The sequence below is a fragment of the Robertkochia sediminum genome (genome assembly GCF_016786255.1).
GTDB classification, from domain to species: Bacteria; Bacteroidota; Bacteroidia; order Flavobacteriales; family Flavobacteriaceae; genus Robertkochia; species Robertkochia sediminum.
Map to the genome: position 1 here is coordinate 130,532 of NZ_JADMKT010000080.1, position 11,985 is coordinate 142,516.

General features: G+C 45.2%; 10 protein-coding genes. All 10 read right to left on the minus strand.

The features are described from left to right. Positions 1 to 52: 52 nt before the first annotated feature. Entirely contained in the window at positions 53 to 1,492 is a 1,440-nt protein-coding gene (gene asnS, locus IS446_RS13880; RefSeq protein WP_203061358.1) for an asparagine--tRNA ligase, read from the minus strand. A gap of 392 nt (positions 1,493 to 1,884) precedes the next feature. Continuing rightward, positions 1,885 to 4,308: an efflux RND transporter permease subunit gene (locus IS446_RS13885; RefSeq protein ID WP_203061359.1), complete on the minus strand. Its 2,424-nt coding sequence runs from the start codon at positions 4,306 to 4,308 to the stop codon at positions 1,885 to 1,887. 45 nt (positions 4,309 to 4,353) lie between these two features. After that, on the minus strand, positions 4,354 to 6,855 hold the full coding sequence (locus IS446_RS13890; protein ID WP_203061360.1) for a DUF5686 family protein: 2,502 nt from the start codon (positions 6,853 to 6,855) through the stop codon (positions 4,354 to 4,356). Between the two features lie 99 nt (positions 6,856 to 6,954). Continuing rightward, positions 6,955 to 7,512, minus strand: a complete 558-nt coding sequence (frr, locus tag IS446_RS13895) for a ribosome recycling factor (RefSeq protein ID WP_203061361.1) — start codon at positions 7,510 to 7,512, stop codon at positions 6,955 to 6,957. A 48-nt stretch (positions 7,513 to 7,560) separates the two neighbouring features. Further along, entirely contained in the window at positions 7,561 to 8,268 is a 708-nt protein-coding gene (gene pyrH / locus IS446_RS13900) for a UMP kinase (RefSeq protein ID WP_203061362.1), read from the minus strand. A gap of 145 nt (positions 8,269 to 8,413) precedes the next feature. Next, positions 8,414 to 9,238: a translation elongation factor Ts gene (tsf, locus tag IS446_RS13905; protein WP_203061363.1), complete on the minus strand. Its 825-nt coding sequence runs from the start codon at positions 9,236 to 9,238 to the stop codon at positions 8,414 to 8,416. A gap of 85 nt (positions 9,239 to 9,323) precedes the next feature. Further along, positions 9,324 to 10,115 (minus strand): 30S ribosomal protein S2, encoded by a 792-nt coding sequence (rpsB, locus tag IS446_RS13910; RefSeq protein ID WP_203061364.1) that lies wholly within the window; start codon positions 10,113 to 10,115, stop codon positions 9,324 to 9,326. Positions 10,116 to 10,283: 168 nt separating this feature from the next. After that, the gene (gene rpsI, locus IS446_RS13915; protein ID WP_203061365.1) at positions 10,284 to 10,670 is read right to left on the minus strand and encodes a 30S ribosomal protein S9; all 387 of its coding nucleotides are present in this window, start codon (positions 10,668 to 10,670) and stop codon (positions 10,284 to 10,286) included. Continuing rightward, a complete protein-coding gene (gene rplM / locus IS446_RS13920) occupies positions 10,670 to 11,125 on the minus strand; it encodes a 50S ribosomal protein L13 (RefSeq protein ID WP_203061366.1) in 456 nt (151 codons plus the stop codon). Before rplM ends, rpsI begins: the two co-directional genes overlap by 1 nt. Positions 11,126 to 11,529: 404 nt before the next feature. Then, positions 11,530 to 11,883 carry a four helix bundle protein gene (locus tag IS446_RS13925; RefSeq protein WP_317192219.1) on the minus strand — a complete coding sequence of 118 codons (354 nt, stop codon included), beginning with the start codon at positions 11,881 to 11,883 and terminating at the stop codon, positions 11,530 to 11,532. Between the last annotated feature and the right edge of the window lie 102 nt (positions 11,884 to 11,985).

Consider the following 11,985-nt stretch of genomic DNA (forward strand, 5'->3'; position numbering starts at 1 on the left):
TAGCATGCCTGCTAATGGCTAGTTTTATTAAGATGTCTTAAGGATGTGGTTCCTAGAACTCTGCATTCTGCGGTGTCCTCGGGAAAGGGATCACATCGCGAATGTTGGTCATACCGGTAGCGAAAAGTACCAGTCGCTCAAATCCGAGTCCGAATCCGCTGTGAACTGCAGTTCCGAATTTTCTAAGGTCCAGGTACCACCAGAGTTCCTTCTCGTCGATTCCCATTTCTTTAACCTTCTCCATGAGTACGTCGAGGCGTTCTTCCCTTTGTGATCCTCCAACGATCTCTCCGATCCCCGGAAAGAGGATGTCCATGGCGCGAACCGTATTGCCGTCCTCGTTCAGGCGCATATAGAAAGCCTTGATCTTAGCAGGGTAATCGAACAGGATCACCGGAGCCTTAAAGTGCTTCTCTACCAGGTAGCGTTCGTGCTCACTTTGGAGGTCGGCACCCCATTCCTCAATGAGGTATTGGAATTTCTTTTTCTTATTAGGCTTGCTGTTCTTGAGAATGTCTATCGCCTCGGTATAGCTTACCCTTTTGAAATTATTGTCAAGTACGAATCTGATCTTCTCGCGGAGGGTCATTTCGCTGCGTTCGTTTTGCGGCTTGCTCTTTTCTTCCTGTAGTAAACGGTTTTCAAGGAATTCAAGGTCGTCTCCACAGTGGTCTAATACATATTTAAGTACGTATTTGATAAAGTCTTCTGCAAGGTCCATATTCCCGTCGAGGTCCATAAAAGCTACCTCCGGCTCGATCATCCAGAACTCTGCCAGGTGTCGGGAAGTGTTTGAATTCTCTGCTCTGAAGGTAGGGCCAAAGGTGTATACCTTACCCAATCCCATGGCAAAGGTCTCGGCTTCAAGCTGACCTGATACCGTAAGGTTGGTCTCCTTGCCAAAGAAGTCTTTTTTGTAATCAACTTCCCCTTCTTCGTTTAATGGAGGATTTTTGGCGTCTAAGGCGCTTACGCGGAACATTTCTCCCGCTCCCTCGGCATCAGAACCGGTGATGATAGGTGTGTTTACGTAGAAGAAATCATTCTGACGGAAATACTGATGAATCGCAAAAGAAAGTGCCGATCGCACGCGCATGACCGCTCCAAAGGTGTTGGTACGAACACGAAGGTGGGCCTTCTCTCTTAAGAATTCTAAGGAGTGTTTCTTGGGTTGTATCGGATAGGTTTCCGGATCAGAATCACCAAGCACCTCCAACTTGCTTACCTGTATCTCGAACTTTTGTCCGCGGCCCTGGCTCTCAACGAGGGTTCCTGTAACGGCGATCGCCGCTCCCGTAGTAAGGCGCTTAAGGGTTTCTTCAGGTGTATTTTCAAAATCGACCACACACTGAATGTTGTGAATTGTAGATCCGTCATTAAGGGCAATAAAACGGTTGGAACGAAATGTACGAATCCATCCTTTTGCAGTGACTTCCTGCAAAAGTGCCTTGCCCTGTAGTAGTTCTTTTATATTGTGTACTGCTAGTGCCATTGTATTGTCAATTTTGAGGGTCAAAGATAAAATATTTCCGTCTTAACCGCGCATGATGCTATAGGGAAATATTAATTCGACCATCTCATAGCTTAAACAGTTATCGTAAGATTACCTGGGGGTTATATTCGATAAAATAACGGGTATAGTCGATATAATTCCTTATAATTGTAAGACATTATACCTTTTATTGGTAAATTTACCCTCGCATTTGATCTTGAAATTAGATGAAATGTGCAAAAAATACTATAGAAAGATTTTAGATGGTCGGGATTTCGGGATTTAGCGTATAGGTCTTGAGTGTCACATTATATCTTATTACAATGTAGGTTTGGGGGAACCTCGAAAGTCTGCTTGGGTGCTTCGGCATCCGGCAGGCTTTTTTTTTTAGGCTACTCGTCCTCTTTGTCGTCTTCTTCCTCTTCGTAATCTTCCTCTTCGTCGTCTTCAGCCAGAACGTCGATCACCGGTTCCTTAAGAACCTGTTTGTTGGCGATGTTTCTTTCAAGTGCCAGGAGGAGGGAAGGTAAAAGGATCAGGTTAGCCAACATGGCAAACAAGAGGGTCATGGATACGAGTCCGCCAAGCGCTTTGGTTCCTCCAAAATTACTGATCATAAATACCGAGAATCCGAAGAATAGGACGATGGATGTGTAGAACATACTCACTCCGGTTTCTCTGAGGGCATTGTATACCGATTTTCTGATGTGCCAGTGGTTGGCAGCAAGTTCCTGCCTGTATTTGGCCAGGAAGTGAATGGTGTCGTCTACAGAGATTCCGAAGGCTATACTAAATACCAGGATGGTCGATGGCTTGATAGGAATACCCAGATACCCCATAACCCCTGCTGTAATGATAAGCGGCAGGATGTTCGGGATAAGTGATACCAGGATCATTTTGAACGAACGGAACATGTAGGCCATAAAGAGCGAGATCAATACAATGGCCAGGGACAACGACATTACCAGGTTGTTTACCAGGTATTTTGTTCCCTTCATGAATACCAGGGCCTTTCCGGTTACGGTCACATCATAGCGATCCTCAGGCAATGCCTTACGGATCTTCTTTTCGAGATCTTCTTCGATGCCTTCCATCTTGTCTGTGCCGATGTCTTTCATGAAGGTGGTGATCCTTGCGATCTGACCGGTAGAATCTACAAAGCTGCTGAGCAGGTTCGAATTGTCCGACGATTTTTTGGCGTAGGACAGTATAAAGGTGTTTTCCTGGCTGTTCGGCAGCTGGTAGTACTTAGGGTTACCATTGTAAAAGGCTTGTTTGGAGTACTTGACCAGGTTGGTGACCGAGATCGGATTGGAGAGCTCAGGGATCTCGCGAATCACTTCTTCCAGCTCGTCCATGCGTTTGAGTGTTGAAGATTTCATAACCCCATTCCTTCTCTTGGTGTCGATCATAACCTCTATAGGCATGATCCCGTCAAATTCTTCTTCGAAAAAGCGGATGTCGTCAAAGAACGCCGCGCCCTTTGGCATGTCTTCGATCAGGGATCCGGAAACGCGAATCTGGTAGATCCCGATAATACTTGTGATCAGAGCGATAAGTGAAACGATGAATACGGCAATACGATGTTCGCGAACCGTATTTTCCATCCATCCTACAAAGGCGTTGATCCAGGTCTTGTTCAGGTGCTTCAGGTGTTTCGTCTTAGGGATCGACATAAAGCTGTACAGGATCGGGATGATGAGCAGGGACAGGATGAAAATAAAGATGATGTTCAGGGAGGCAACGATACCAAATTCGGTAAGCAGCTTACTGTTGGTAATGATAAAAGTAGCGAAACCTGCCGCTGTGGTCATATTCGTCATCAAGGTAGCATTACCCACCTTGGAGATCACCCGTTGCAGGGACTTGGCCTTGTTACCGTGCTTGTTGAATTCCTGCTGGTATTTGTTGATCAGGAAGATACAGTTCGGGATCCCGATCACTATAATAAGCGGAGGGATAAGTGCAGTGAGCACCGTGATCTCATATTTGAGCAGTCCCAGGGTTCCGAAAGCCCACATTACGCCAATGATCACTACGACCATAGAGATGATGGTGGCTCGGAAAGAGCGGAAAAAGAAAAAGAAGATCAGCGAGGTAACCAGCAGTGCAGCGGCAATAAAGGTGCCGATCTCATCTATGATATTTTGGGCGTTCAGCGTGCGTATGTAGGGCATTCCCGATACGCGAAGGTCGAGGCCTGTGTTGTTTTCAAATTCTTCGATCAGGGGAATGAAATCGTTGAATATAAAATCTTTTCGAACCGATGTGTTTACGATCTCTTTGTCGAGGTATACTGCCGACCTCAGGGTTTGTGTTTCCTTATTAAAAAGAAGACTTTCGTAAAAGGGGAGGCGGTTAAAAAGCTCTTCCTTCAATTGGTCTACCTCTTGCTGACTTTCGACCTCTCCTTCTGTAAAGGGCTGGAGCTCGAATTCCTGTTTTTCGGTATTCTTGACCAGTTTTTTCAGGTTGTCTGTTGAGACAACGAGGGCTACCTCTGGTTTGGCCTGAAGTTGTTTGTTGAGCTTATTCCAGGCATTAAAATGCTCTGGAGTAAAAAGACTGCTGTCTTTGATCCCTACGACGATCAGGTTTCCTTCTTCCCCGAAAACATCGAGGAATTTATTGTAGGATACATTGATCGGGTGGTCGTCCGGTAACATATTCGCCTCGGTGTATGTAAACCTCATATATTGCCACTGGGAGGCCATAAAAATGGTAACCCCTGCAAGGGCAACCAAGATCGCAATACGGTTTCTTAGAATGAGACGGGCAACATGCTGCCAGAAGTTTCTCGTGATCCAGTCAGTCATCTGAAAAATTTTCCGTGCAAAAATAGCAAACAAAGGGCATTCCCCCTAAATTCCTAAGGACAAATAGAAGGTGAATTTAAAGGAGATGTTGTCTTCGAAAATGGGCAGTGAATACGGGCCGTAGCGGTACATGGTGCTCAGTCCGAATCCGGAGAAGATATTGTTAAATTCAAGTCCGGACTCGTAGTATCCCTTGCTCAGGCTTTTGAAGGGAACGCCAAGGTGGTTCTCTATATCCCTGATATTACCTATCGCATAGCGGTTAACCACTACGATCTGCGGATTTACGGTGGCCGATAACTTAATGCGTGGCAAAAGGTATTTGGCTTGCAGACTGAAATACCGGTCGGAGAAGAACTCGTCAAAATACATGGTTTCGAAACTGTCGTATCCGGCAACCGAAAAGCGCTGAAGCAGGGCGTCTTTGGTGGGCTGGTTGGGGTACACATGGTAGAGCTCGGTAATGGGAAGCTCTCCCTTGGCGAAGCCTGCATTGATGTTCAAGCTCACAGAGCCTGCTGCGAAGGTGTGTATTTCCTGGCGTATGCGGAGTTGTACTTTGGTAAAGCCGAAATCACTACCCATGATTCCCTTGATACCTTTGGTAAATTGTAAGTTGAACTGCGGCCATCCCGGCTCTAAAAGGGAACTTCCTTCTTCCGACACGAGATACCTGCTGTTGGGGGCCCAGTAACCCGAAACGGTAATGGTGTTGGTCTGAAATTGGGAGTAGGCCTTGTCATGCTGTAAATAGACATAGGGGTAGGTGGGTTGGGTGTCGGCCTGGGTCCACTGCATGCGTAATTGCAGCGCCGGATGGATGTCGTGACTCAGGTAGGCGCTCCCCGATTTACTGCGGTGAAAAGAGGTGATATTGAACAGGCGGGGTTCAAAAACGTAAAAGGTTCGTCCTGCGGTGATAAAGGCAGCAGTTCCTGTTTCTGTGAGGTCGTCGGTGTAATTGATCCCGACATAGGTCTCATCAGATTCCCTCACCTTGTAGGCGGCATCAAATCCGTATTTGAAGTCCTGGTCACGGGTACCGTAAACACCATAGCCCTTAAGGGTAAGTCGTTTGGAGAAGTTCTTGTTGGTAGTGGCACCCATCCCTGTTCTGAAGGCTTCGTAATTGTTGTATTTGATCAGGTATTTCAGATCAAAGTCAATGTATTTGGTGGGGACGTAGCCTCTGAAGAGTTTGTTGAGAAATGCAATACGCTTATTGATCTTTATCGCTCCCGAAATGCTGTCCAGATCGCGGTAGGTGATCTGTTCTCTCAGGGTTAGCGGACTATCACGGCGCTGGGTCCAGAAGGTTTCTTCACGCTGGTCAGAAAGCGGGTCGATGCGTATGTCTTCACTGCGTGTGGTGATGCTCACCGGTTGGTTGAGTCGTATGTTTTGGTTGCGGAGGTAGGTGATAAATTGTACTTTCTTATCGGTCGACTCCGGATTGGTATGTATGCAATTCGGATTTCTGCTGGTGCGTTCCACCTCAAAGAGCACGTCTTCAAACAGGGGGATATGCCTTTTGCTGTCTCCCTTGCCGATCACCAGGTTGGCCCTGTCCGGAAACCACAGGTCTTTTTCGGGGTAGTACAGAAAATCTTGTTCTGCTTTGATGCGCAGGTCTCCCTGAATTTGTGCGATCCCTTTTTGAAGAGCCAGGCTGGACGTGTCTATAAGCAGAGCGCCCTGCATGCGTTGTTCCGGTTTCTTGCTTCGGGAATAGTACCAGATAAGATAGGCTTGACGGCCTGCGTTGCTTACCGTGTCTATGATGCGGTAATTATAGGTACTCAAGGCGGTACCGGAGAGCGGACTTTTAAAGGTGGCGCGTTCCAGGCGATAGGTTTCGTTGTAAAAGGAAAAGGATTGTAGCTGGGTGGTTAGTACACGGTACTTGTTCTTTTTTAATCCGGCCATCTGGTACCCCAATATGGTTTCTTTCCGGCCTTTTTCTTTTTGAAAGTCTATGCGAATGGCGGTTTCGTTCATGTAGAGGTGACTTCCCTTCATGCGTTGCTTCAGGCGGTAGGCGCCACTGTCTACCGTTCTCAGGCTGAGTTGTCCGTTCTTGCGTTTAAAAACAGAATCTACCCGGCCGCGTATCGATCCGGGATCGGCTGTAATGAGTGATTTCTGATACGACTGGAAGCTGTAGCTTTCAAGCTTTTCTTCAGGAGCGTTGTTGCGTTTGCTTGCAATCACCCGCGCCATAAGTGCTTCGGCAGTTTTTTCTGCTACTTTTTGAGTTAAACCGGTGCCGTCTTCCAGGGTGGTTTCGAGGCTGATCTCAAGGGGTGATCCTGTTGATGGGGTCAGGGTTTGAGGGGCGTATCCCGGGTAGTGAAAGGTGATGGGGGTAGGATGTCCGGGGAAGGTGATCTCAAAGGTCCCGTCCGGGCCGGTGGTAGCTATGAACTCACCATTGGCTGTAATGGAAACAAAAGGCAGAGGCGTTTGTTCGTCTTTCGCGGTAACGGTTCCTGTGAGTAGTTGTTGCGCAAACCCATTGCTTACGATCAGCAGGAGAGTGGTGAGCATGACGTAACGAATGTGAAATGCGCTTTTCAAGAACGGTGAGTAAGGTATGATGATGAAAAAAAGCGATCCGCAAGGATCGCTTTTGCTATTGAAGGTATATTATACCGTCATAATTTCTTTTTCCTTGACAACGAGCAGTTCGTCTACCTTTTTGATATAGGTGTCTGTAAGGTCCTGCACGTCGATCTCTGCATTGGATTTGAGGTCTTCAGAGGCATCCTCCAGCTTCTTGATCTCCTTGTTGGCATCCTGGCGTGCGGTTCGAATAGATACTTTAGCATCTTCTGCTTCGCCTTTGGCTTGTTTTACCAGGTCTTTACGACGCTCTTCGGTAAGTGGCGGAACATTGATGATGATCATCTCCCCGTTGTTCATAGGGTTAAAGCCAATATTGGCGAGCATGATCCCGCGCTCGATCTCCTGAAGCATGGATTTTTCCCAAGGCTGAATAGAAATGGTTCTCGCATCGGGAGTGTTTACGTTGGCCACCTGGCTCAGCGGGGTTTGCGAGCCGTAATATTCGACCATAACACTTCCCACCATAGCCGGGCTGGCTTTTCCTGCACGAATGTTTACAAATTCTTTTTCGAGGTGCAAAATGGAAGCATCCATAGACTCGCGGGTGCTGTCCAGAATAAATTTAATTTCTTCGTTCATAACGACTTACTGTATTAGTTCTTTATGGCTGACGTAATGTGAATTTACTTAAAGATTTACTTTTGTTCCAACTTTTTCCCCTGAAACGACTTTTAACAGGTTACCCTGTTTGTTCATGTCGAATACAATGATCGGGAGTTCATTCTCCTGACTCAGTGTAAAGGCAGTGGTATCCATAACCTTGAGTCCTTTGTTGAGTACATCGTCAAAGGTGATAAAGTCGAACTTGGTCGCATCCTTGTCTTTCTCCGGGTCGGCGGTGTAGATACCGTCTACACGGGTCCCTTTCAGGATCACATCGGCATTGATCTCAATGGCACGAAGTACTGCTGCCGAATCGGTGGTGAAGTACGGATTTCCGGTACCTCCTCCAAAGATCACCACGCGCCCTTTTTCAAGGTGTCTTATGGCTCTTCTTCTTATAAATGGCTCTGCCACTTCGTTGATCTTAATGGCCGATTGCAGTCGTGTTTGAATGCCTTCGTCTTCAAGGGCCCCCTGAAGTGCGAGTCCGTTGATCACGGTAGCCAGCATTCCCATGTGGTCTCCCTGAACGCGGTCCATACCATTACTCGCCCCGGCAAGTCCGCGAAAGATGTTCCCGCCGCCAATAACGATGGCTACTTGTACTCCTTTGTCTACGATCTTTTGGATCTCTTCGGCATATTCCTTAAGCCTAACGGGGTCAATGCCGTATTGACGGTTTCCCATTAATGCTTCTCCACTTAGTTTTAAAAGGATTCTCTTGTATTGCATGAATTGCTTGATATAATTGGGCAGAATGAATTAAAATCCCTGCAAAAATAAGTAAAATTATTTAGTGTTTTTGCGGGGAATTGAGATATAAAAAAAGCCCCTTTGAATTTCAAAGGGGCTTTTAGGTATGTTGTTAAACGGATAATTATCCAAGTGCTACTCTTTCGAAAGCAGTCACGGTAAGACCTCCGTCTACAGATTTAACGTACTGAGCAACACTTTGCTTGTTGTCCTTGATGAAGGCTTGGTTAACAAGGGTGTTGTCTTTGAAGAATCTGTTCAGTTTTCCTTTGGCGATGTTATCAAGCATAGCCTCTGGCTTTCCTTCAGCTCTAAGCTGCTCCTTAGCGATCTCGATCTCTTTGTCGATCACAGACTGATCTACACCTTCTTCGTTAAGGGCAACAGGGTTCATAGCAGCAGCTTGCATAGCTACGTCCTTAGCCGCACCTTCAGCACCTTCTACATTAGCAGAAAGTCCAACGAGGGTAGCGATCTTGTTACCGGCGTGGATATAAGAACCTACGAAAGGAGCGTCGAGTTTACGGAAATCACCGATCTCGATCTTCTCTCCGATAACTCCGGTTTGCTCGATAAGCTTTTCAGCAACGGTGATCCCGTTGAAGTCAGCTTCCATCATAGCTTCTTTAGAGTCGAAGTTAAGGGCAAGGTCAGCAAGGTCATTAGCAAGGGTAACGAAAGATTCGTTCTTTGCTACGAAGTCGGTCTCACAGTTAAGTGAAACGATAACACCTGTAGTTTTGTCGTCGTTTACCTTAGCGATAACAGCTCCTTCAGAAGAATCTCTGTCGGCTCTCTTAGCGGCAACTTTCTGACCCTTCTTACGAAGGATCTCTACGGCTTTATCAAAATCTCCTTCGGCCTCAACCAATGCTTTTTTACAATCCATCATACCGGCACCGGTAGATTTTCTAAGCTTATTTACTTCAGCGGCTGTAATTTTTGCCATTTCTCTTAAGATTTTTGGTTTATAAGGTCGTCAACCGGAATAAAAATGGGATCAATTCCGGTTAACGACTTTAAGAAAATATTATTTATTCGTTGTCCTCAGACTTTGCAGCCTCTTTCTCTGCTTTTGCAGGTTTTTCGGCTTGGCCTTCACTTTCTTTAGCAGCTTTTTCAGCATCCTTATCGGCTTTTCTTTCCGAAAGGCCTTCAGCCACAGCAGCAGTTACATGCGAAAGGATCTTTTCGATCGACTTTGATGCATCGTCGTTAGAAGGGATCACGTAGTCTACCTCTCTTGGGTCAGAGTTGGTATCGACCATCGCGAAGATTGGAATGTTTAATTTTTGTGCTTCTTTAACAGCGATGTGCTCACGCATGGTGTCTACAATAAACAGTGCACCTGGAAGACGCGTCATGTCAGAGATCGACCCGAGGTTTTTCTCGAGCTTAGCTCTTAAACGATCAATTTGAAGTTTTTCTTTCTTAGAAAGGGTATCAAAAGTACCGTCTTTCTTCATTCTGTCGATCGAAGCCATTTTCTTAACCGCCTTACGGATGGTTACGAAGTTGGTAAGCATACCACCAGGCCAACGCTCAGTGATGTAAGGCATGTTAACAGCACCTGCTTTATCAGCAACGATGTCTTTTGCCTGCTTCTTAGTAGCTACGAACAGAATTTTTCTTCCTGAAGCTGCGATCTTTTTAAGGGCTTCGTTAGCCTCTTCGATCTTAGCAGCAGTTTTGTAAAGGTTAATTACGTGAATTCCGTTACGCTCCATGTAGATGTAAGGAGCCATGTTTGGATTCCACTTTCTGGTAAGGTGTCCGAAATGTACACCTGCCTCTAGTAGGTCTTTAACTTCTATATTGTTTGCCATTTTTCTAATAGTTTACGTTCCGTTGGACATTTAGCAATGAATAAGTGGTCACCTCTGTGAGGATTCTGCCTTGTTCATTTGGATGCTAAACTAGTTTCCGCATTGCGGGTCAACGACATTATTATTTTCAATAGGGTGTGAACGATAGTTTTCTTCGCGAAAAAAATATTAACGCTTAGAGAACTGGAATTTCTTACGGGCTTTCTTCTGACCGAATTTCTTACGCTCAACCATACGAGGATCTCTGGTAAGAAGACCTTCCGGCTTAAGAGTCAGACGGTGCTCCGCATCGATTTCGCAAAGTGCTCTTGAGATCGCAAGACGAACAGCCTCAGCTTGTCCGGTAATTCCACCACCGAAAACATTTACTTTGATGTCGAAAGCCTCTTCATTCTCAGTTAAAGCAAGCGGCTGCTTTACTTTGTACTGAAGCGTAGGAGTCTTGAAGTAGGTTTCCAGGTCTTTTTTGTTGATGGTGATGTTTCCTTTCCCTTCAGAAACATACACTCGTGCAACAGCAGTTTTTCTTCTGCCAATTTTGTGAATTACTTCCATTATTTAAGATCGTTTAAATTAATTGCAGTAGGCTTCTGAGCTTCCTGAGCGTGCTCGCTTCCTACATACACTTTAAGGTTTCTAAAAAGATCTGCTCCAAGTTTGTTCTTAGGAAGCATTCCTTTTACAGATTTCTCGATCAAACGAGCAGGATCCTTAGCGAAAAGCTCGGTAGCAGTTTGAGTTCTCTGCCCACCTGGGTATCCTGTGTGACGAACGTATTGTTTCGCCTCCCATTTTTTCCCGGTCATGTTGATCTTCTCAGCGTTGATGATAACAACGTTATCTCCGCAATCAACGTGGGGAGTGTAATTGGGCTTGTACTTACCTCTTAGTAGCTTGGCTACCTTAGAAGAAAGACGTCCCAGCGTCTGTCCTTCAGCGTCAACAAGAACCCACTGCTTATCAACAGTCGCCTTGTTCGCCGATACGGTTTTGTAGCTTAATGTATCCACACTAACTTATTTAAAATTAAACATTCCATTCCTGCCCGACTCATTATGGGTCGGATTTACAGGGGTGCAAATGTACATATAATTCTTATAATTGCAAATGTGTACCTGCTTATATTTGAAAGGAATAGGGAATGTATTGGGGTTTAATAGCTTTAGGGGCGACCTAACGGGATATTTTGATGTGCAAAGCGATTAAATCTGCCTTTTGAGGATGGTGTATACCTTGTCGGTTTGGTCGCAAGGACCAAATTCCAAAATTCAAATCCCAAAAGAGGCTCGGATGGCATATCGCAAGGACCAAATTCCAAAATTCAAATCCCAAAAGAGGCCCGGATGGCATATCGCAAATTCCAAATTCCAAAAATTCAAATTCCAAAAACATACTTGTTTCTATTCTTAAAGGTTCAGGATAATTTAAGGATAATAGAGGATAGAATTTTCCTTATGGCGATAGCTTCATTATTTAACGATCTGATTTGATCACTATTTCCCAGGTTTGAATCTTCTAAAAGCTGCAACCATAATCCGGACTCTTTGACTTCTTTTCGGGCAACTTTCATTCTGTACAGTTTGTCTTTGCTGCTTAGTGCTTCATTAGCTTCTAGGTAATTTGCAGCTACAGAACCGGAAGATCTTATAAGTTGTCTGGCGTCTTCTCTAATACTAAAATTGTTTGGAAGTGTTCTGACCATTGATCTGCAGTTCTTAGCAAATTCATAAGTGCGCTCTTCAAGTGAATAAGATGGTGAGTTTTTCACATATAAAAATTCAGACCTATAAATATAGAAAATAAACTACAATTATAAGGTTTCGAAAAACCTTTGGTCTTTTGTTTTATTGAAATTTGAAGGTTGCCTTGG

What these genes read in the sequence shown, in the direction of transcription:
- asnS (WP_203061358.1), bottom strand. Translation starts at nt 1,492, where the DNA reads ATGGCACTAGCAGTACACAATATAAAAGAACTACTACAGGGCAAGGCA.
- IS446_RS13885 (WP_203061359.1), bottom strand. Translation starts at nt 4,308, where the DNA reads ATGACTGACTGGATCACGAGAAACTTCTGGCAGCATGTTGCCCGTCTC.
- IS446_RS13890 (WP_203061360.1), bottom strand. Translation starts at nt 6,855, where the DNA reads ATGCTCACCACTCTCCTGCTGATCGTAAGCAATGGGTTTGCGCAACAA.
- frr (WP_203061361.1), bottom strand. Translation starts at nt 7,512, where the DNA reads ATGAACGAAGAAATTAAATTTATTCTGGACAGCACCCGCGAGTCTATG.
- pyrH (WP_203061362.1), bottom strand. Translation starts at nt 8,268, where the DNA reads ATGCAATACAAGAGAATCCTTTTAAAACTAAGTGGAGAAGCATTAATG.
- tsf (WP_203061363.1), bottom strand. Translation starts at nt 9,238, where the DNA reads ATGGCAAAAATTACAGCCGCTGAAGTAAATAAGCTTAGAAAATCTACC.
- rpsB (WP_203061364.1), bottom strand. Translation starts at nt 10,115, where the DNA reads ATGGCAAACAATATAGAAGTTAAAGACCTACTAGAGGCAGGTGTACAT.
- rpsI (WP_203061365.1), bottom strand. Translation starts at nt 10,670, where the DNA reads ATGGAAGTAATTCACAAAATTGGCAGAAGAAAAACTGCTGTTGCACGA.